This window comes from Undibacterium cyanobacteriorum (assembly GCF_031326225.1).
Classification (GTDB): Bacteria; Pseudomonadota; Gammaproteobacteria; order Burkholderiales; family Burkholderiaceae_D; genus Undibacterium; species Undibacterium cyanobacteriorum.
The window spans coordinates 2,384,257-2,407,083 of record NZ_CP133720.1; the positions used below are offsets into that span (position 1 = coordinate 2,384,257).

13 protein-coding genes are annotated in these 22,827 nt (G+C 48.1%); 4 read left to right on the forward strand and 9 right to left on the reverse strand.

Annotated elements, in window-relative coordinates; genetic code table 11:
- Positions 1–13: 13 nt before the first annotated feature.
- Complete coding sequence (gene serS, locus RF679_RS10025) at positions 14–1,303, reverse strand: serine--tRNA ligase (protein WP_309480499.1); 1,290 nt, start codon at positions 1,301–1,303, stop codon at positions 14–16.
- A gap of 577 nt (positions 1,304–1,880) precedes the next feature.
- Here serS and rpoD point away from each other — a divergent pair.
- Positions 1,881–4,673 (forward strand): RNA polymerase sigma factor RpoD, encoded by a 2,793-nt coding sequence (gene rpoD, locus RF679_RS10030; RefSeq protein ID WP_309480500.1) that lies wholly within the window; start codon positions 1,881–1,883, stop codon positions 4,671–4,673.
- 122 nt (positions 4,674–4,795) lie between these two features.
- On the opposite strand, the gene RF679_RS10035 is transcribed toward rpoD, so the two are convergent.
- The 7 genes from RF679_RS10035 to RF679_RS10065 form a co-directional block, all read right to left on the reverse strand.
- Entirely contained in the window at positions 4,796–5,314 is a 519-nt protein-coding gene (locus RF679_RS10035; protein WP_309480501.1) for an ATP-binding protein, read from the reverse strand.
- A complete protein-coding gene (pnuC, locus tag RF679_RS10040; RefSeq protein ID WP_309480502.1) occupies positions 5,311–5,967 on the reverse strand; it encodes a nicotinamide riboside transporter PnuC in 657 nt (218 codons plus the stop codon). The genes RF679_RS10035 and pnuC overlap by 4 nt, the downstream gene beginning before the upstream one ends.
- 138 nt (positions 5,968–6,105) lie before the next feature.
- Positions 6,106–7,020: a ChaN family lipoprotein gene (locus RF679_RS10045; RefSeq protein WP_309480503.1), complete on the reverse strand. Its 915-nt coding sequence runs from the start codon at positions 7,018–7,020 to the stop codon at positions 6,106–6,108.
- Between the two features lie 466 nt (positions 7,021–7,486).
- On the reverse strand, positions 7,487–8,794 hold the full coding sequence (locus RF679_RS10050) for a DUF3472 domain-containing protein (protein ID WP_309480504.1): 1,308 nt from the start codon (positions 8,792–8,794) through the stop codon (positions 7,487–7,489).
- A 471-nt stretch (positions 8,795–9,265) separates the two neighbouring features.
- Positions 9,266–13,276: a phosphoribosylformylglycinamidine synthase gene (gene purL, locus RF679_RS10055; protein WP_309480505.1), complete on the reverse strand. Its 4,011-nt coding sequence runs from the start codon at positions 13,274–13,276 to the stop codon at positions 9,266–9,268.
- Between the two features lie 294 nt (positions 13,277–13,570).
- The gene (locus RF679_RS10060; protein WP_309480506.1) at positions 13,571–15,436 is read right to left on the reverse strand and encodes a type IV pilus assembly protein FimV; all 1,866 of its coding nucleotides are present in this window, start codon (positions 15,434–15,436) and stop codon (positions 13,571–13,573) included.
- Between the two features lie 250 nt (positions 15,437–15,686).
- The gene (locus RF679_RS10065) at positions 15,687–16,478 is read right to left on the reverse strand and encodes an RNA methyltransferase (RefSeq protein ID WP_309480507.1); all 792 of its coding nucleotides are present in this window, start codon (positions 16,476–16,478) and stop codon (positions 15,687–15,689) included.
- 320 nt (positions 16,479–16,798) lie between these two features.
- Here RF679_RS10065 and RF679_RS10070 point away from each other — a divergent pair, with 320 nt between their 5' ends.
- The 3 genes from RF679_RS10070 to mutS all read left to right on the forward strand — a co-directional run bounded on the left by RF679_RS10070 (position 16,799) and on the right by mutS (position 21,946).
- Entirely contained in the window at positions 16,799–17,593 is a 795-nt protein-coding gene (locus RF679_RS10070) for an inositol monophosphatase family protein (protein WP_309480508.1), read from the forward strand.
- A 78-nt stretch (positions 17,594–17,671) separates the two neighbouring features.
- Positions 17,672–19,051 (forward strand): DEAD/DEAH box helicase, encoded by a 1,380-nt coding sequence (locus RF679_RS10075; RefSeq protein ID WP_309480509.1) that lies wholly within the window; start codon positions 17,672–17,674, stop codon positions 19,049–19,051.
- A 252-nt stretch (positions 19,052–19,303) separates the two neighbouring features.
- Entirely contained in the window at positions 19,304–21,946 is a 2,643-nt protein-coding gene (mutS, locus tag RF679_RS10080) for a DNA mismatch repair protein MutS (protein WP_309480510.1), read from the forward strand.
- A gap of 32 nt (positions 21,947–21,978) precedes the next feature.
- On the opposite strand, the gene RF679_RS10085 is transcribed toward mutS, so the two are convergent.
- On the reverse strand, positions 21,979–22,698 hold the full coding sequence (locus tag RF679_RS10085; RefSeq protein WP_309480511.1) for a hypothetical protein: 720 nt from the start codon (positions 22,696–22,698) through the stop codon (positions 21,979–21,981).
- Between the last annotated feature and the right edge of the window lie 129 nt (positions 22,699–22,827).

Sequence of the window (22,827 nt, forward strand, 5' to 3'; positions counted from 1 at the left end):
AAACAGTTTTTTATCACATTTCTAGACGCTCGACGCCGCCCATGTAAGGACGAAGAGCTTCAGGTACCGTGACGCTGCCATCTGCCTGCTGATAGTTCTCTAAGACTGCGACCAACGTTCTACCGACCGCAAGCGCAGATCCATTCAAAGTGTGGACGAACTCCGTCTTTCCTTGCGCATTACGGAAACGGGCTTGCATGCGACGGGCTTGGAAAGCTCCCATGTTCGAAATCGAAGAAATTTCACGATAGGTATTTTGTGCCGGCAACCAAACTTCAAGGTCGAAGGTCTTGGAGGAGCCAAAGCCCATATCGCCAGTACACAAAGCCATCACGCGGTATGGCAATCCTAGCTTCTGCAAAATCATTTCTGCGTGTCCCACCATTTCATCGAGTGCTTCCATCGACTTTTCAGGATGTACGATTTGCACCAATTCGACTTTATCGAATTGATGTTGACGAATCATGCCGCGCGTATCACGACCATAGCTACCTGCCTCAGATCTGAAGCAAGGTGTGTGTGCGGTCATCTTGATTGGCAAACTATCGGCGGATAGGATTTCGTCTCGCACCGTATTCGTGAGTGTTACCTCTGCTGTTGGAATCAGGTAGAACGCTTCCCCCTCACCCTCATGACCACCCTTTTTCACCGCGAACAAGTCTTCTTCAAATTTTGGCAACTGGCCTGTACCGCGCATGGAATCAGCATTGACCATGTATGGCGTGTAATGTTCTGTGTAGCCGTTTTGCATCGTTTGGGTATCCAACATGAACTGCGCCAATGCTCGATGCAAGCGCGCCACGCCACCTTTCAATACCGCAAAACGAGAACCAGTCAATTTAGTTGCGACATCAAATTCCAGTCCCAAAGAAGCGCCGACATCAACGTGATCTTTAATTTCAAAATCAAACTGCCGCGGTGTGCCGACGGAACGAACAACAACATTACCCGTTTCATCCTGACCAACTGGCACGGACTCATCGGGCAAATTAGGAATCGTCAGCATAAATTGACTGATGGCGGCCTGCACTTCGCCCAAGCGTACTTCCGACGCTTTCAATTCATCCGCAATCGAAGCAACTTCCGCCATCACGGCTGAAGCGTCTTCGCCTTTGCCCTTCATCATCCCGACTTGTTTTGATAAGGAATTGCGCTTGCCTTGCAATTCTTCTGTGCGACTTTGAATCTGTTTGCGCTCTGTTTCGAGACCATTAAAGCCTGCCACGTCGAGCACAAATTTGCGACTCGCTAAGCGGGCCGCCGCTGTGTCGATATCTTTTCGGAGAAGTTGAATGTCAATCATGATCAGTCGCTACAAAAAATGTCAAAACGTGTATTGTAGCAAGGGCGATGCAATTACTCTATGTTTACCTCGGTTTTCCGTAAAAAACGAGAAAACCCAATGCACTTAAATACGATCCAATAATGCTGCCCCAGAGAACCCCTACTACCTCAGATCAAGAGGAATGAAACCTATTGAAACTCAAGCACCAAATCTGTCATGCAAATACATCCGTTTTCTATTCGAACAATTGCACTAATTCACGATTGAGCTATTGACTAGTTAGAGTTTTTTTAAGTACTCACCTACGAATTATTGAGAACTGTAAAATTCCCTGAGAAATCAACGTTTTTGCTTGTCAAGTAATGCGAAGCCGTGGATAATCCCGACCTCGCACGAAATTACGCAAAAACACAATTCAACTGAACGCCCGCAATCGCGGGTTTTTTATTTCATAACTTGATGATCACTCACTTTCTGGACATGTGAATGCCAGAATGGGGAGTGTTTTTGCGTGATTTTGTATATCTTTACTTGAATGTTGTTGAGCCCGCTCCAACATTTGGTTTTAGGCACTTGTTGTACTCATATTAGTTACATGAAAAACAGCTTAATCTCGACTTCCACGACAAATTCTGCAGACCCAAGCTCTTCAGAAAAAGGCAAAACCCTCAAGCTTGCTAAGGCGACTAGCTCCACCAAAAACAAAACTCTACAAGCGGAACAACGCACTTTCGCGGTCCCTGTGTTAACCGAAGCAGCCACACTCGACGCTGGTGACATCGTTCGCACCCAAGTGCAATCTGTCACGGTCGTAACCAAACGTCGTTCGCGACTTGCTCCTGCAACTGGTACAGAAAACAAGACCGTAGAAATTCAAGATACAGCTTCTGCGGTTGAGACGAACAACGAAATGGCGACGCCGGCATCCGAAGCTGTGCTTGTCGAAGCAGTCGAGTTAAACGTTATTACAAATACCGAAGCTACAAGTGCAGAGACCGACATGCAAGCTGGTGCACAAGTCGCGATCACGAATGAAAACGGTGAGCTAGAGATGCGCACACAGGCCAATACGGCGGCTGTCATCATTAAGAAAAAGCGTTCTGCAATCAAAAAAGTCGAGAGTACTGAAACTATCGCAAGCACAGAAATCGGCACAAATACATTGGCTGAATCGCTGCAAGAAACTCCAAGCCCAAGTGCACATAGTCCTAGCCCTTCGGTGGAAGTAGCAAAGCCAATTGTGAGAAGAAAAGTTAAAGAAACCAGCGAAGTCACTGCAACACCTGCGCCGAAAACGGTCAGCACAAGTAAGGCTCATGAGCCTGCGCCAGTGACGGTGCTGAAGGCGGCAGATATTGATGTCTCCAACTATACCTTGCCTGGCCAAAAAGAAGCTGCTAAGCGAGGCCGTAAGCCATCGACTCCACAAATTGATAGTGACGAAATTCACGCATTTAACGCTGTTGAATCTTCAGAGTTAAAACGTGCTGCACGTGTCCGTTCCGGCAAAGTAACAAATAGCCAAGCCAGCAAAGAGCAGATGGAAGAGTATCGCCAACGTTTGACGAAGCTAATTCAACTTGGTAAAGATCGCACATATCTCACGCACGCTGAAATCAACGATCATTTGCCAGAGAATGTCGACGATCCAGAAACGATACAAAGTATCGTCAGCATGCTGAATGATTTGGGTATTGCTGTATATGACCAAGCACCTGATGCGACCATGTTACTGTTGTCGGATAACGTTGTCTCCAATATTTCGGATGATGATGCCGAAGCGACCGCCGCGGTTGCCTTATCGACGGTTGATTCTGACTTCGGCCGCACGACCGATCCAGTCCGCATGTATATGCGTGAAATGGGTAGCGCGGAACTCCTGACACGCGCTGGTGAAATCGAGATCGCCAAACGTATCGAGTCTGGCTTGAAGGACATGTTGCAAGCCATTTCCGCCTGCCCTGCGGTCATCAAAGAAGTTCTCGTCACGGCAGAGAAGGTACGCAACGACGACGTCATTATCGACGATGTCATTGATGGCTTCCATGTTGCAGAGGCGAGTGAACTCAATGTGAGTTTGGAGTCCAGCAATGACGCCGAAGATCTCGATGAGGAAGACGACGACGAAGGTGGCAGCGCTGACACAGGTAATTCCTTAAGTGCAGAACAGCTGGCACAAATGAAGCAAACCGCGCTCGAGAAGTTTGCCGTCATTAAAACAAGCTTTGATGAGATGTTCGCGCAGATTGAAAAGAATGCTTATCAATCCCCGAAATATCAAACAGCGCAAGAGGCTGTTGCCAAAGAAATGGAAAGCATTCGTTTCAGTGTGAAGACCACTGAGAAGTGGTGCGATATTTTGCGCAAGCAAATGACAGAGTTGCGCCAAACTGAAAAACGCATGTTGGAGTTAATGGTCGATCGTTGCGGCATGCCGCGCGCGTATTTCATCGCCAACTTCACGCAAAATGCGACTAATCGCGACTGGCTCGAAAAAGAATGCGAAGCCAAAGAAGCCTATGGCGCAGTGCTGAAGCGTCACATCCACGCCGCGCGCGAACTTCAAGGACGCTTGATTGTGCTGGAACAAACGGTCAAGATTCCATTGACTGATTTGCGCGCAATTCATAAGAAGATGATCTCCGCTGAGAAACGCACGCGTGAAGCAAAGGCTGCAATGACCGAAGCCAACTTACGTTTGGTGATTTCCATCGCGAAAAAATACATCAATCGTGGCATGCAATTCTTAGATCTCATCCAAGAAGGCAATATCGGTTTGTTAAAAGCGGTCGATAAATTCGAATATCGTCGTGGCTATAAGTTTTCAACCTATGCGACCTGGTGGATTCGCCAAGCGATTTCGCGCGCCATCGCCGATCAAGCCCGTACAATTCGCGTACCAGTGCATATGATCGAAACCATCAACAAGCTCAACCGCATTAAGCGCCAATGCTTGCAGCAAAATGGCGTCGAGCCTGATCCAGCCTTGATTGCAGAGAAAATGGACCTGCCTGAAATCAAGGTTCGTGAAATTTTGAAGATCGCGAAAGAACCTGTCTCACTCGATGTACCAATTGGCGATGATGGCGATTCACAATTGGGCGACTTCATCGAAGATAACGTCACGATCTCGCCAATGCAAGCTGCAATGCAAGCTTCCGTCCAAAACAAGCTGAAAGAAGTTCTCGATGCGTTGAGCCCACGCGAAGCGAAAGTATTGCGTATGCGTTTCGGTCTTGAAATGGCGAGCGACCATACGCTGGAAGAAGTCGGTAACCAATTCGATGTCACGCGCGAACGTATTCGCCAAATCGAAGCAAAAGCAATGAAGAAGTTGCGCCATCCTTCACGCATGGATCAGTTACGTAGTTTGCTGGAAAATAGCTAAATAGAGCTCGATCGTGGTGAGGACGCCTCACCACGAATCTTCACTAGGTAACTTCATCTGCCGTCTACCTTGGCCTGATTACTTAGAATCAGCCATCACGATTTCGTCGATGGCCTTCGCATCTACGTCAAGAAATCAAGTGCAAAACTAACTTGCTCTACGCGGCTAGGCAAGCTTCCTTCGACCAAAATAAAAGGAATCCCGCGTTCTTCGAGTAGCTCAAGAAGCTCGCGATGTACCCGATCACGCACAGCTGGCGACTCTCGCTGCAAGCCATCGGGCGCCCACGGAAAATCAGGTGCAGTGACGATGGTAAAGGCGTAATCATGTTGATGCTCTAAGCGCACCAGCTCGGGATCAAGCTCGGTGAAATAGTGGCGGCTGTACAGAGCCGTCATCAAAGGCGTGGTATCACAAAACAAAAAATTCTTGGCGCCTGCCAATGCCTGCTGTTCACGCTCTCTTTGTGTTTGCGCGATATGCAACTGCTCTTCAGAGCGCGGGACTCTTTGATGTTGATCGACAAATTCACGTAAATACTCAGGCACCCAAACGGTCTGATAGTGATGCGCAAGGGCCTCGGCAAGGTTCGATTTACCGGAGGATTCCGCGCCTAAAATCGCAATCTTTTGTACCGTCATACCCGCAGCTCTTTTTCAGTGATTGGTGTTTTAAGATCATTCGCCCAACTACGATATCCCATCACTGCCAGGACGACGAAGATTCCATACAAGATGGCGGTGAGATGCAGATTCTTATAGACGTACAGACCGACATACGCGACATCGACGACGATCCACACAAGCCAATTCTCTATAAATTTTCTTGCGATGAGTATCTGTCCGAGTAAGCTACCTGCCGTCAAAATGGCATCCGTCGCAGGCACATCACTATCGGTATACATTTTCAAAAAGCCGAAACACACTGCGCTGGCAATTAGTAAAAAAAGCAAACTCATAATCCATTGGGATTGTCTTAAAACTTGTGGTCGTAAATACGCGACCTGATCGCATTGCCGGTGGTTCGTCGTCTGAGTTGTTTGATCTTTGCCCTGCAACCACTGCCACCAACCCCATACGGAGACGACGATAAAAACAAACTGCAGGCTCATATCACCATAGAGTTTTGCGTCAAAGAACACCAGTGCGTACAAAGCCGAGGAGAGAATGGCAAATAGCCAGCCCCAATGAATTTGGCGGATATTGCAGGCCACGGTCACAATTGAAAGAAGGAATGAAAATAGTTCGAGTGGGCTGGTGGTCCAACCCCACAACAATGAAATGGTTTGGTTCATGATTTTGGCGAGAAAGGAGCTGCGCGCAGCATAGCAAAGCTTGTCGAAATCGACAATCTAATCGCCCATCTTTTCAAGTGCCCTTCTTTATCTCTTTTTGGTCGCTTACGAATTAATTATCTAGCACTCAGTTTTCGTCTATTGCGCTGCCCGCCCTTTCACGTCGGCGCAATAGTCTTTTTCTTGGGTCGCCTCTGTCAACCATATGATGTCGGCTCCACCAATCTCACGAAAGTAATCCATCGGTTGATTTTTATCAGCCTTTTTTTCTACCAGTTGAATGATCAAACGTGAAGCATCAGGCTTGAGTTGTTGCACATGTTGAGGAACACCAGTGGCACCGCGTGTATGCTCGCCGCCAGCAATCAACATCGCCGATGGTGTGGCGACCATGGCACTCGCCATACTTGCGTCTTTCGCCAACTGAATATGCAACATGGGTTGTAATGACTCGCGACTTTGCATGCCGCAATGCGAAGCGTAAATCTGATCTAGTAGGTATTTTTGGACTCCCTCACTCTGTTGCAAAGCACTGGCCAAGCGCGGTGTCACACTCAAGACATTCTTACCGTCTTTGTAAATACTCGAAATCAAAGCTCGACTGATATTCCCCGAGCTCAACGCTTGATTTTGCATGGACTCCCAAAACAGAGGGCCATAACTTTCCCAATCCCAGCCTTTTTGCGGCCAGTTGAGTGCCGTCTTCATTTCTTCGAGGTTCATTGATGCCTGCAATTTGGCGATCAAATTATCCTGTGATTCATCGAGCATCTCGAACACAACACGCGAACCACTTGACATATTCTTCGCTGCGAAACGCATCCTGATCAATTCACGCTCAATCGCATGATGGCGCGGGTTATCATGTTTTTCACCAACAAAAACGTAGTTAGCTTGCTGCACTCGCGCTGCCAAAGTCTCGAGACTGAGCTGTTCACCACTACTGGTAAAAATCTGATCTTTGTTCCCTGCCGTCTCACTCATGCCTTGAGCTAAACTCGATCCAGAGAACACCAGCGACACTAGCAATAACAAAACGTTCCAAGCACGCATACCCATTCCTTTTTTTTGAGGTGACGACTTCACTATCGAGAAGCTTGATTATCATGAGGACTGATCGCTTCTGCAAGGAAATAATGGTGCACAACAATGGAGATACGACAGGTGATAACAATTAGGATTGCATTAGCATTATTCTGCACAGTCCTTGCGCGCCATTTACACTTTTCTTGAAGACAGCATGAAGAGGATTCAAGCACTCAAACACACAAGGAAGTCACTCCGTTGATGAAGCAAAAGATAGTTGAGATGGAAGAGAAGCCGAGGAAGGGAACTAAGCAGGGGAAACGGTGGCAAGCTTGCGCTTGCCCACCTGCCTGCCATCATACATATCGGTTGTATGTATGGCAGATGTTGAGATCATAAGCCTGTTTTGTGACAGGCTTATGACTTAGCGCAAGGTCGATTCAAATAGAGACGCAAATCACAATATCTCTCTGAATTCAAACCGATTCATTGATTATGGTAAGGCAGCGAAATTGATATTCGGTGCAACACCAGTCGCAGTGCGATTGAAGCTCTGGTTAACAGGCACATAATTCGCGAAGAACGCACCATTGCGCAGATAAAACTTACCATTCTCTACGCCACCCGCATAATCCAAACGCTGTTGGTTTGTGACCGTCGCATCACCTGTGAAATACATCTGCGTTGCTTCTGTCCACACGCCTGTATTGCTGCGTGCCCACTGATTGCCCAACAAAACTTTACGCCCCAGATAACCATTGGTATCAATGAAATTCTCAAGAAAGGAATGATTGCCGGTTAAGTAGGAATTATTGGTGCCTGGACGTTTCCAAGTAGCGACAAATCTCCACGCCGCTGTTTCTGGCGTATAGAACCAAGCAGAATAACTTGTATTGCCAGCGCCATCAGGCTGGGCACGCGTCAAGAATTTGTAGGTCAATCCTGCTTGCCAGTTGAAGACCAAGTAGGTCTGGCCGCCAGTCCCCTCACCACCAAAGCTATTGTCAACGACGTTAGGGCCTTTACGTACCAGTGTCGTTTTACCGCCGGCATCACCATCCCACACCGAGAATAAAATCCAACGTTCCGTAGTCGACTTCACTTGCATCCCAGCGTAGCCGCCATTAAAACCGTTCGACATAAAGTACGAACCGATACTGTCTTGCCCGACTGGCACTGTGATTTCATTGTAGAAGTACTCGGTATTGGTTGGTGTGGTGTAGCCCGCATGCACCGATGGTCCGCGGCGTGACCAGTAGTAGTTCGCTGCATCGTTGGCAAACTTCGCCCCCGTACTTGCAGCGCCACCGATTTTGACAGCCGAAACATCACCGAAATAGGAGCCTACTTTACTGACACCTTGGATATCGACTTTCACATACCCTGCTGCTGGAATGTTGACGGTACCGACATCATAGGTCTTGGATGAGCTACCACTCAAATTGACATTAAAAACCGCACCGTTGACGGTGACTTTGACTTTACTACTCGTTGCACCTGCCAAACGCGCCACAAGCCCCAAGTTTAATGATCCTGCCTGAGCGGCGCGGAAATATACACTGGTGACAGTATTCGCATTAGTCCAATTACCAAGCCCTCCATCACCGATCACTTCGCTAGCATTGGCGGAGCCTGCTGTAATGAAAGCATTTCCACCAAGAGGTACGCTAGCACTGTATGACAATGCCAAAGGCGCTGGCGCCATCGGGCTTGTATTCGTTTCGCCACCACCTTGCCCACCGCAAGCAGCCAACAAACTAAGCAAGCCACCCACCAACATCATTCGTCTATTCATTTTCATCTTTTGTCTCTCCCTTATCGTTTGGACGATCGAGATCTCCAATTGCACACTAAAGAACTATGAAAAATCAGAAAATCCCGTCTAAACCAAATCAACACCAAAGATCTGGTTCTGCACGAATTCTAGGAAGGAGAAAGAGTCGTCGCCAGCGACATTATTTTTACGCTGCCTATACAAAATGTACACGAGCATCAAGCTCAGTCGTAAAGACTTAGCAAGACATTTAGAAAAGCTATAGAGCAACTAATTAACATCAGCGAAAATCAATATTGTGAGTGGCATGAAGCCCACATTCAACAGAGCAAGACGTCTAACGGATGATATGAAAAAAACGCAGGTCAGCTTTCGCTCACCTGCGTTTCTAGACTACGCTTCAAAGCATCTTTCTTAAGATGCCGATTAAGATTTCTTTTAAGCTTCCTTCGCTTGCCGATCCCTATAGCAAAGAATGCGAAGCTCAAAACTTCCGTCTTAGCCGACCCAAACTCGGGCATTACGGAACATGCGCATCCATGGGGAGTCTTCGCCCCATGTTTTCGGAGCCCAAGAGTGGACCGCGGTGCGGAATACGCGCTCTGGATGCGGCATCATGACTGTGAATCGACCATCTTCATTCGTCACCGAAGTCAAACCATTCGGTGAACCATTCGGATTGTACGGATACACTTCACTTACCTTACCTTGATGATCGACAAAGCGAATTGCCGCTAAGGCTGCATTGATGTCGCCGGTGGTAGAGAAGTCAGCAAAACCTTCGCCGTGCGCCACGGCGATCGGTGTTTGCGTACCTGCCATGCCTTGGAAGAAAATCGATTTCGACTCAAGCACTTCGACCATCGCAAAACGTGCTTCAAATTGTTCCGATTTATTGCGCGTAAATTTCGGCCATGCTTGTGCGCCCGGAATAATCCCTTTGAGATTACTCATCATCTGACAACCATTACAAATACCCAAACCGAAACTATCGCTACGATGGAAGAATTCTGAGAACTGTTCCGCCATCATGTCGTTAAACAAAATCGTTTTAGCCCAACCCTCACCTGCACCTAAAACGTCACCGTAGGAGAAGCCACCGACTGCGATCAAACCTTTAAAGTCGGCCAGTTTCGCACGCCCAGCAATCAAATCGCTCATATGCACGTCAACTGCTGTGAAGCCTGCTTTATGCATCACATAGGCAGTTTCGATATGTGAGTTCACGCCCTGCTCACGCAAAATCGCAACCTTCGGACGAGCACCCGTGGCGATGAAAGGAGCTGCGATATCTTGTTGTGGATCGAAACTCAATTTTGGCTGCATGCCTGGATCGGTTTCATCCGCTAAACGCGCATATTCTGCATCGGCGCAGGCTGGGTTATCACGCATACGCGCGATTTGCCAGCTGGTTTTACTCCAGATCTGATGCAAAGTACTACGCGATTCACGATACACCTCTTTCGCATCGCGCATGATGGAAATAACACCACTAGAATTTGGCTTACCAATTTCGTGGCTGCAAGCACCCAAATTATGGGCACGCAAAATATCCATCACTTCACTACGTTGTGAGCTGCGTACTTGAATCACAGCGCCCAATTCTTCATTGAAGAGTGCACGCAAAGTCATTTCATTACGGCGTTCTGCGACTTGGGTTGCCCAGTTCTTCGCATCACCTTGATCAGCGGCGTGTTCACTGTCCATCGTCAAGATATCTAGATTCAAAGCCAAACCACTGCGACCAGCAAATGCCATTTCACATAGCGCAGCATAGAGACCACCATCAGAACGGTCATGGTAGGCCAGCAATTTATCTTCACGCATCAACTGTTGAATCGCAGCGAAGAATGACTTCAGATCTTCTGCGCTATCAACGTCTGGCGTTTGATCGCCGATTTTCAACATTACCTGAGCAAACGCAGAAGCGCCGAGACGATTTTTACCACGCCCCAAATCGATCAAGATCAAGCTCGTTTCGCCTTCATCTAACTTAATTTGTGGCGTGACGCATTTACGAATATCGTACACAGGAGAGAAAGCGGAAACGATTAACGACACCGGTGCCGTAACGGATTTATCAACGCCTTCATCTTTCCAAGTGGTTCGCATGGACAATGAATCTTTACCCACTGGGATACTGATACCCAATGCTGGGCACAATTTCATACCCACAGCTTTGACCGTATCGAATAGCGCTGCATCTTGACCAGGCTGGCCGCATGCCGCCATCCAGTTAGCGGAGAGTTTAATATTTTCAATGCTGCTGATCGGTGCTGCTGCGATATTCGTAATCGCTTCACCAACCGCCATGCGACCTGATGCTGCTGCATCGATCACCGCCAATGGAGTACGCTCGCCCATCGCCATTGCTTCACCTAAATGACCTTCCAAACTCATCGCTGTGACGGCACAATCTGCAACCGGCACTTGCCATGGACCGACCATTTGATCACGTACCGACATCGCACCCACGCTGCGGTCGCCGATCGTAATCAAGAATGATTTATCCGCCACCGTCGGCAAACTCAAGACGCGTTCCGCTGCAACCGTCAACTCAATACCAGTCAAATCAATCGCTGGGAAAACGCGTTTCACATGCTCGACTTGGCGATGCATTTTTGGTGGTTTGCCGAGCAACACATTCATCGGCATATCCACTGGCGAATTGTTATTGAGCGGATCGATTACTTTCAATTGACGCTCTTCTGTTGCCGTACCAACGACCGCGAACAAGCAACGCTCGCGTTCGCAGAAGTACTGGAACAAAGGCAAACTTTCAGGTGCAATCGCCAACACATAACGTTCTTGAGATTCGTTACTCCAAATCTCTTTCGGCGCCATGCCACTCTCTTCCAAAGGCACTTTACGTAAATCAAAAATCGCACCGCGTTTTGCGTCATTGGTGATCTCTGGGAATGCATTCGACAAACCGCCCGCACCTACGTCATGGATAGACAAAATAGGATTCATCTCGCCCAATTGCCAGCAAGAGTTAATCACCTCTTGCGCACGGCGCTCCATTTCCGGGTTACCACGTTGAACCGAATCAAAATCCAAATCAGCAGTATTGCTACCAGTCGCCATCGAAGACGCCGCACTTCCGCCCATACCGATGCGCATGCCAGGGCCACCAAGTTGAATCAGCAAACTACCGACCGGCAAATCGAATTTCTTGGTGTGCATGTCGTTAATGTTACCGATACCGCCAGCGATCATAATTGGCTTGTGGTAACCATGTACGGTGCCACCAACGTTCTGCTCATAGGTACGGAAATAGCCACCCAGAACTGGACGACCAAATTCATTACTAAATGCGGCACCGCCAATCGGACCGTCAATCATGATCTGCAATGGCGAAGCGATGCGATCTGGTTTGCCATACTGAGTTGTGGTTGCCGCGTTCGCCGTGACATCGCTGTCATTTTCCCAAGGCTGAATATTCCCCGGCAAGTTCAAATTCGATACTGTAAAGCCCGTCAGGCCGGCTTTTGGTTTCGCACCGCGACCAGTCGCACCTTCGTCACGAATCTCACCACCAGCGCCCGTCGACGCACCGGGGAATGGTGAAATGGCCGTTGGATGGTTATGTGTTTCGACCTTCATCAAGGTGTGCGTTAATTCTGTACTTCCTTGATACACTCCGCCGCCACTGCCATCGGCTGTGTTACGTGGATAGAAGCGCGTGATTTCTGCGCCTTCCATAATCGAAGAGTTATCGCTGTAAGCAACGATGGTGCCCTTCGGCTGTTTCAAGTGGGTGTTCTTGATCATGCCGAACAAGGACATGTCTTGCTTCACGCCATCGATCGTCCAATCAGCATTAAAGATTTTATGGCGGCAGTGTTCGCTGTTGGCTTGCGCGAACATCATCAACTCAACATCGGTTGGGTTACGTTTTGCAGCCGTGAATGCATCAACTAAATAATCGATTTCATCATCGGACAATGCCAAACCAAGATTCGCATTCGCATCCAACAACGCTTGCTTGCCACCTGCGATCACATCGACGAACTCAAGTGGTTTGGCTTCGAGTTCACGAAATAAAGCACTCGCTTCACTCACATCGGCCAACACCATTTCTGTCATGCGATCATGCAAGAGCTCTGCAACGGCTTGTTTCGCGCTCTCGCTCAATGACTTTGCACCACCCAGCAAACCAGACTTCACTTGGACAAAATATTGCACGCCGCGTTCGAGACGTTTAATTTGTTTCATGCCGCAGTTATGCGTGATATCAGTCGCTTTCGAAGCCCAAGGAGAAATCGTTCCAAATCGGGGAATGACGACAAAACGATCACCCTCTTCACTTCCTTTGAAGGCATCACCGTACACCAACAATGCCTGCAAACGCTGCATCTCAGCATCGCTAAGTGCTGCCGAAGCATCAACAAAGTGAACAAAGCGGGCTGTGACACCGACAATCGTGCTATCAACAGCTTGGAGACGAGAAAGTAAACCGGTAGTGCGGAATGCAGACAGGGCGTTAGAGCCTGGCAATATCAACATGGCGTGAATAGTATTGAAGCAATCTGGCTGATCACAGATACTCGCGATGACGAGTGGTCACAGACATATCGCGGGTTGGCAAGGAAACCGCCATTATACCTTGATAAGAGCGATGACTCCAGCTTTCAGGCTAGAGGAATTTCCAATATTGAACGTGCTAAGAGCAAGAACTTGTAAAACAGATGGACCGAATTCGTATAAGCATTTGCCCTCGTGGACTCAGGTTATCGACTTCAGTTCAGGAGTAAATTGGCGGGCACCACGCCAGAAAATGCAAAGAAAATAGCAAAAAACTTACTTTTTCTTTCGAATATCTTCAAGATCGATTGCCGGAAAGTCAATCGTTTCAAATTCAATCATGTTGAATTCAGCTTCGCTCACAGGGTCGGCCTTTGCAGGTTCGGGCGCGACTTTCTGGTTTTGATCCATCACACCTTGCATCTCTGCTTCGATTGCACGAACACGTTCCAACTCATGGGCGATACCGAGCAACATCAAGATATCTCTGTAGACAGGCAAATCAAAGCCAGCCCTTTTCCCCTCACGATCATCAACCAACAAGCTTTCCAAATAAGGAATGATTTCGTGAGTCTCCCAGAGTGAGCTAATGCGAGAAATAAGATGAGGAAAATCCTCAAGTTGGCGATGCGGCAAGCTCGCCAAATCGACATCATATTCCGGAATATTCGCATTGAAATGCACAATGAAGCGATCACGCAGCTGATTGTACCTCTCCGCATCTTCAACGGTTCGATATAGATCCAGTAAATAGAGCCAAGGCACCGGAGAATCTGGATGTTCAACGTGTTCCTGCGGCTCTAAAATTTCGATTGCACGACGAGGGTCATTCATCGAAATCCAAAATTCAGCTTCCTGTGTAACGTCCGAAATTTCTTCAACCTTTACCGAAGTACCGCGAGGCGAGAAGAAGTTAAATATGCTGCTATTCGTTTCTTCCAACGTCGGCGTACGGTGGAATCCACTATCCACATCGAAATTAGAATTTGCTTCCAGTTTGGAGTCGGTCGAGTCTGTTGCACCACCTGCAGAGCTGTTTGAGTTGTTCAAACTCGCTTTAGATGAACTCGGAGCTACGATCTCGACTTGAAAATCGGGAATCAATGAATCACTTTCAGCATCAAGCCGAGCCAGTTCAGGATTACTTTCCCACCAACTTGCGGCACCACGTTTAACGTGTGAGCGAATGTAATACAGCAGAAAACCAATGACACCAACGGCAACCACGGCGACGCCTGCTAACAAGGTAAGCCAAAGGTCAAACTGGGATTTGTCTTTCAGCGACTCCAACGCTGCTTTATCGATCGCACTTTGGCGACGCAACTTCTCGGTCTCTTGCTTCAATTCAGCAATCGCAGCAATATCATTTTGATTTGAGACAGGTGCCGAAGCCACAGGAAGTGGATCATCACGCAAAATCGCTGCCATACGCGCTTGAGCTGCTCGCAGCTCCTCGGTGTTTTGCAATAACTCTCTGCCTGCCTCCGTGCTCAAGACATCACTCATGCGCAGCCCTTGTGGCAAAGTTGCCAACTCCGGCAAGATCACCTCATCGGATAATTTAAGGACATCGCGTGATGGCTTCTGCGCAATTTTCAGACTTTTTTTCGAGCTCTTCTTTTCAACAGCCGGCAAAGGTGAAGTTGAAGGCGCGGCAGTCGAAAAATCTAAATTTTCACGGCGTTTGGTCTTTTTAGGCGCGGTTTGTAAGGCAGGCTCGGTCTCGTTTTTTGAGCTCTTCGCTAGATCAAGTGGACGCCCAGCAAATGGCGACTCGTCGCGAACCTGCATCTGCGCTGACTGCGTTGCTTCTGGAGGATCCAGGAGAATGGAAAATTCACGATGTAACTGGACCTCACAATTCACATCAACAACCAAGATTACTGCCGGTTCGTTGATCGTTTGACGAGTTGTAAAGCTCAAAGCGCGCTTGTTTTGATGTGCATAAATCGTGACGGTTGCATTGGACAAAAACTGCCCATCTATCGAATTAATTCGCGCGCGCAGGCAGGAACTATTGAGGGTCTCAGCATCCACTCCAATCAGATCAGTGTGAGCAAGTAAGGTTTGCCCCAGTCCGGAGCGAACCCGAATTTCTCCCAAACCAAGGGCGAGCGCGTTCGATGCCAACAGAATTGACACTGCAGCACTACAGGTCGACACCCATTTAGAATGCCTTTTGATTGAAGAAACAATTCGATTTTCGGAAGTCATCTATTGTTTATTTAATTATTTTCTCATCCGATAGGGGCGCAATATTACTGGTTTACTAGGTGCAAACATATCCTTATGTGGGGCGGCAATGGTAAACGAAAGTAAATTCACAATAAATGAGTCTTTTTACCGATATACACCGATAGCCGCTTAGCAACCTTTAAGTTTCTACCAAAGCCTAAGGGGTGCGATCAAGAATTTTCTTTGAAATTCCCCTCATTATATTCACTTCTTCTGTTTCAAGTTGCGTTCTAGCAAATAATCGTTTCAAACGCGACATTAATTTCTTAGGATTTTCAGGATCCAAGAACCCCAAATGCACTAAGGCTGTTTGAAAGTGCTCAAACATCCCCTCAACCTGCTCCGCTGACGCTATCTGCCCACGAAAACCAATCGAGGACCTTTCCCTATTTTCACCCTGCCCTTCAATAATCCCCATACGCGCTTCATATGCCAATACTTGAATTGCCTGAGCCAAATTAAGAGAGCTATATTCAGGATTAGCTGGAATATTGATTAATACTTGGCTGTTCAAAACGATATCATTTGGTAATCCGTACTTTTCATTGCCAAAAATAATGGCAGCTCTATCGTAGTCACCATTAAGCATTTCACTGACAAACTTTCGCGGCGCAACGACTGGTGGAGAAAACTCACGCAAACGCGCACTGACAGCCGCTACCAAATTACAACCGTGCAGAGCTTCTGAAACTGAATCAACGATCAGCGCGGACTCCAATACATCGTTGGCGCCGCTCGCAAGCGCAACCGCGTCCGGGTGAGTTAATGCGTTGTCGAATCGAGGATTCACCAAGACTAATTGCCCAAAACCCATAGTTTTAATGGCGCGCGCTGCGGAGCCAATGTTCCCAGGATGGCTTGTTTCGACAAGCACAAACCTTAGATTGCGAAACCATTCGTCTTTGTTTTCAGCGTTTTGAAATTCCGCATTGATAACTGCTTCAACCATATTGTTTACTTTTTCTCAAATTCCAGCCCCAAATCACGAGAGCAAGATGTTTGCACATTTCCTAGCTTTGCTTTACAAGAGAACAAGGATTCTCAACAAAAGCCGATCAAATACCTAAAAACTCACGGCAAATTCTTCAATTTGAGTGAGAAATTAGGCTCTTCTGAGTTAAAATACGCCCTTCGGCATTTCATCTTTAAAACCAAGTTGGTCAGAAAAGATTCGGTGCCTCGCTCTTTAATTTCAATTTGCGCGCCAACATTCACGTATTTGCATTATGCAAAACGGTGTTCGGTGTCGCCATTTTAACGGAAACTGACATGCACCCAATGCTCAATACGGCAATTAAGGCCGCTCGTCGCGCGTCGACAATTATTAATCGCGCTTCTTTCGATATCGATCGCGTTCACATCAGCGAAAAGAGCAGCAACGATTTTGTGACAGAAGTTGACCGCGCTGCCGAAGCCGCGATCATTGAGGTGCTCACGACCGCTTACCCTGATCATGCCATTCTCGCTGAAGAGTCTGGTGCTTCAAAAAATCTCCACGACGAAAATGAAAATGTTTGGATCATCGACCCACTCGACGGCACAACCAACTTCATTCACGGCTTTCCACAATACAGTATTTCGATCGCCTTACAGCAAAAAGGTGTCATCACTCAAGCGGTGATTTACGATCCAACTCGCAACGAGTTGTTCACGGCTTCCAAAGGTGCTGGTGCTTTCTTGAACGACAAACGTATCCGTGTGACGAAGTTAGACAGAATGGCTGATGCCTTAATTGGCACAGGCTTCTCTGGTCGCGACATGAGCAAGATCGATGAGTACATGGAAATGTACAAATTGATGACGCAAAAGTGCCATGGCTTGCGCCGTCCCGGTTCAGCAGCTCTCGATCTCGCCTACGTCGCCATGGGGCGCCTTGACGGTTTCTTTGAAAAAGGTCTTGCCCCTTGGGATATCGCTGCAGGCTCCTTGTTGGTGACTGAAGCAGGTGGCATTGTTGGTACTTTCGCTGGCGAATCCGACTATTTGTACAAAGGTGATGTTCTGGCGGGAACACCAAAAGTATTCGGACAAATGGTCAACGCATTGCAAGCCTACGCGAAGTAATCCTCGCTCTTTTTTGCAAAATCCAGTTTTACCCGAGGGTGTTCAACGTCTGAGCCCCCTCCCTTTTCAAAGTTAAGCATGACCACATTTTCTGAACTCGGTCTCTCCGAGTCTTTAGTTCGCGCAGTAAGCGAACATGGCTACACCACACCAACACCAATTCAAGCACAAGCGATTCCAGCTGTCATCCAAGGCGGCGACCTGCTCGCAGGTGCGCAAACTGGCACCGGCAAAACAGCTGGTTTTACCTTACCTTTGTTGGAGCGCTTATTACGCAAAGAATCGGTACCAAAAAACAAAACAGACAAACGTAAAATTCGAGTACTCGTCCTCACTCCGACACGTGAATTGGCTGCTCAGGTGGAAGAAAGTGTACGCACTTACGGCAAACACACTCCGCTCAACTCAGGCGTCATTTTCGGCGGCGTTGGCATCAATCCCCAAATCAAAATCTTGAGAAACGGCGTTGACGTATTAGTTGCCACGCCAGGTCGACTACTCGATCACCATCAGCAAAAGACCATCGATCTCAGTCACATTGAAATCTTGGTGTTGGATGAAGCTGATCGCATGTTGGACATGGGCTTCATTCACGACATCAAAAAAGTTCTCGCGATTTTGCCAGCTCAACGCCAGAATCTATTGTTTTCTGCGACCTTCTCTGACGATATCAAAGCTCTCGCGGATCGATTGCTCAATAATCCTGCAATGATCGAAGTTGCGCGTCGAAATTCGACCGCCGAGGTTGTTGCACAAAAAGTACACCCTGTCGATCGCGACAAGAAACATCCTATGCTGGCGCACTTAATTAAGACCCATCAATGGACGCAAGTGCTGGTCTTTACACGCACCAAACATGGCGCCAATAAATTGGTCGAACAACTAGCTCACGATCAGATCCAAGCTATGGCAATTCATGGCAATAAAAGCCAATCAGCGCGCACGAAAGCGCTCGCCGAATTTAAAGATGGTAGCCTGACGGTCCTCGTTGCAACCGACATCGCCGCACGTGGCATCGACATTGATCAACTGCCACACGTGGTAAATTATGATCTACCCAATGTCCCTGAAGACTACGTCCATAGAATTGGCCGGACTGGCCGTGCAGGTGCGACAGGTGAAGCGGTTTCGTTGGTGTGCGTTGATGAATTCAAGTTGCTAGCGGATATTGAGAAGTTCATCAAACGTAAGATCCCACAGGAAATCATCGATGGTTTTATTCCTGATCCGAATGCGAAGGCACAGCCGATTCAGCTGCGTAGTTTTAGTCACGGAGCGAATGGACGCCAACAGCAAGCGCGCACTGACAGAGCTCCACAACGCAATCGGCCTAACGGAAACGCAAGCGCAAATGGTACAAGTAAACCACGCGGCAGCAACCCATCAAGCGCTCGCTCGTCTAACAAATCGCAGGCTGTACATCGCTCTGGTAGTCGCGGTAATCGAGGCGGACACTAAGTAAAACGTTCTATTCAATCGATGTTTTAGTCGACATGGCAATTAGCAAGTAAAAAGGTGGCTCAGGCCACCTTTTTACCTTAGCAATCAGACGTTCTACACAGAATGCATTAAGTTGGAATGTCAAAAGTTCCTGTAACAAACACCTAAAGCAGCCCAGATCCCCCGTGTTTTGCGCTATGATTTCACGCTTATTCTTCTAGGCATGTATCCTAGATTCAAACTTCACCCAGCTTAACTTTCGACACCACTATGGCAGCAGTAGAATCAAATCACACCCCCATGATGCGGCAGTATCTCGCGATTAAAGCGGACCATCCAAATACTTTAGTGTTTTACCGCATGGGTGATTTTTATGAGCTGTTCTATGAAGATGCGGAGAAAGTTTCGCGTATTCTCGGTATTACTTTGACTCAACGAGGTAGTTCCAACGGCGTCCCCATCAAAATGGCGGGCGTGCCATTTCATTCGCTAGAACCTTACCTAGCTAAGCTGGTCAAGATTGGTGAATCTGCCGCGATCTGTGAACAAATTGGCGATCCTGCAACCAGCAAAGGTCCCGTTGAACGCAAGGTCATGCGCGTTATAACGCCAGGAACTCTGACAGATACCGATCTCTTACCAGAGAAATCAGAACGCCCACTTCTCGCCATCCATTTACAAACTCAACGCAAGACCATTCAAGTCGGACTTGCGTGGTTATCGCTGGCGAGTGGCGCGCTCAAGTTGATGGAATTTAGCACTGACGAAAGAGCCTTGCGCGGTCGCCTACAACATGAATTTGAACGGATCTCACCAGCAGAAATCCTCTGCTCAGCGGGCGCGCTAGTACTCGATGAAATACGCCAAGAATTACCCGGAAAATTTTCTGAAGTCCCAGATTGGCATTTCGACCTCAAGCAAGGACAAAAATCTTTGCAAGATCAACTTGCGACATCAACGCTGACTGGCTTTGGTGCCGAAAACTTGAATCCTGCGATCGGCGCAGCAGGTGCACTGCTACGCTATGCTGAGTCAACTCAAGGTCGTGGACTGAAACATGTCAATGCCCTTAGTGTCGAAAACGAAAATGAATTTATTGGCCTCGATAGTGCCACCCGTCGCAATTTAGAACTCACCGAAACCTTACGTGGACAAGAGGCACCCACTCTTTTCTCCTTGTTAGACCACTGTCGTACCGCCATGGGGTCGCGCCTACTACGACATTGGTTACACCACGCGCGTCGAGATCAGGAAATTGCTCGTGGTCGCCATCAAGCGATCGATGCTTTACTTCAGGCCGATGCCACAGCAGGTTTATCGACGACGCTCAATGCAGTGCCTGACATCGAACGAATCACTACCCGAATCGCTTTACAATCGGCGCGTCCGCGCGACTTGGCTGCCTTGCGAGATGGACTGCAACACCTAGGAACAGTGCGTAGCTACTTGGCCATGTGTATCAAAAACCAAGTCCCGCCTTTACTGCAATCGTCCTTGAATGATTTGGCAACCCCGAGCGACTGCTTAGACTTACTCGAACGCGCCTTGATGCCACAACCATCAACGATGGTGCGTGATGGTGGAGTCATCGCCACCGGCTTTGATGCTGAGCTTGATGAACTACGCTCCTTATCTGAAAACGCGGGACAATTCTTGATTGATCTCGAGACCTCTGAACGTGCGCGCACAGGCATTGCCAACTTACGCGTCGAGTACAATAAAGTTCACGGCTTCTACATTGAAGTCACTAACGGGCAAGCTGACAAAGTGCCAGACAACTATCGTCGCCGCCAAACTTTAAAGAATGCCGAGCGTTATATCACTCCCGAATTGAAGGCCTTCGAAGACAAGGCCTTGTCCGCGCAGGAGCGCGCTTTGGTCAGAGAAAAAGTCCTCTACGAGAAATTGTTGAGCGAGCTTCTCCCTTTCATTCAAACGTTACAAAAGATCGCCCATGCGTTGGCTCAAATCGATGCACTTTCGAGCCTTGCGGACCATGCGCTGAAAAACAATTGGTGCGCGCCTCAGTTGATTGCAGAACCCTGTCTAGAAATCGTTCAGGGTCGACACCCAGTGGTTGAGAATCAAATCGAGCGCTTTATTGCCAACGATTGCAGACTGACTGCCGACAAAAAAATGCTCCTCATCACCGGCCCGAATATGGGCGGTAAATCGACATTCATGCGGCAAACGGCATTGATTACGCTGTTGGCGTACATCGGCAGTTATGTTCCAGCAAATAGCGCTACCATTGGGCCGATCGATCGTATTTTCACACGTATCGGTGCAGCAGACGATCTCGCGGGCGGACGCTCCACTTTCATGGTCGAAATGACCGAATCAGCGGCGATTCTTCATGCTGCGACCGAAAATTCATTAGTGCTCATGGATGAAGTCGGCCGTGGTACCTCGACCTTTGACGGTCTGGCGTTAGCATGGGCGATCGCACGTCACTTGATTATGCAATCACGCAGTTTCACGCTATTCGCAACGCACTATTTCGAACTGACGCAACTACCGGAGGTGCATCCAAGTGCGGAGAACGTTCATCTCTCAGCCATCGAACATAAGGAAAACATCGTCTTCCTGCACGCAGTACAGGCTGGCCCGGCCTCACAAAGTTACGGCTTACAGGTCGCACAGTTGGCAGGAATTCCCCAGCCGGTAATCCGTGCTGCGCGTAAACATTTGGCAGACTTAGAAGCACAATCACTGCAGAGCACGCCGCAATTTGATCTGTTCGCAGCAAATTCAAGTAACACATCCGATGAGGTACCGGAAACGGAGCAAAATCTCCCGATCGCTGAGGTCAATAGTGAACTTCTGGATGCAATCGACGCTATCGACCCCGATAGTATGACCCCAAGAGAAGCGCTCGATGCACTCTATCGACTGAAAAATATGGTGAAGTAAGTCGACGGGTTTGGGCACGCTGGAAATCAATTTCACTTGATGGCTTTGAACTGTTCCAAACGTCCAATGGGAAACGGGTTGCCTGCACTGATCTGATGAACGAATACTCCATCCTTGTACAGGCGCCAGCCTTGAATATCATAATCAACGGGAAATAGGTCTAGTTGCTTCTGGAACTCCCAACTTCCGTACAGGCTTTGGAAGCGCTCTTCAGTACTACCGGAGTTGGCCCTTTGTATCTCGATTGAATAAGTCACGCGGATCTTGTCTAACAAACTTTCCCGTTTCAGACTGCCAAAAAACTTCACTTGTTTTTGCCCAATTGGACTCGCCTGAATCAGATCCTGCTCATTCACAGCGATGTTTTCAGCCTCCGGTAATGCACAGGGTGCACGGTATTTTTTGAAACTCGGCGCGGAGTTAGTCCACATCGGAGTCTCCACTGCTGCCTCAAACGATTCGAAATATTGTGGCGTGAACCCTGGTTGCGCACCAACTAAAACATACTCGTTCGGCAGCCTAAGCATCATCGAGACTTTGCCATCTAAGGTCTGCATCAACCAATCAACACCTTGGAAGCGACGCCATTCCGCCGCACTACTGATTGGTCCGTCGACGGCAACACGTTTAAGATAAGTCGCCTGCCCCCAACTCGGCTGCGCAAGACAAAGTTTGTTGCGGCCTTGCGAAGATGCCTGCCTCGGCAGCGCTAAACAAATTAACGCGACAATAAGCCAAATGATTTTCATCATAAATGTCGATATCGAAACGATCAGCCCAATAAAAAAGGCTCTGTGAAAAGTGATTTCCCAGAGCCCATTTCTTACATCCTACTGCATTAACAATGCCTCGCCGCGAAACTTGCGCATGCAACGATCATC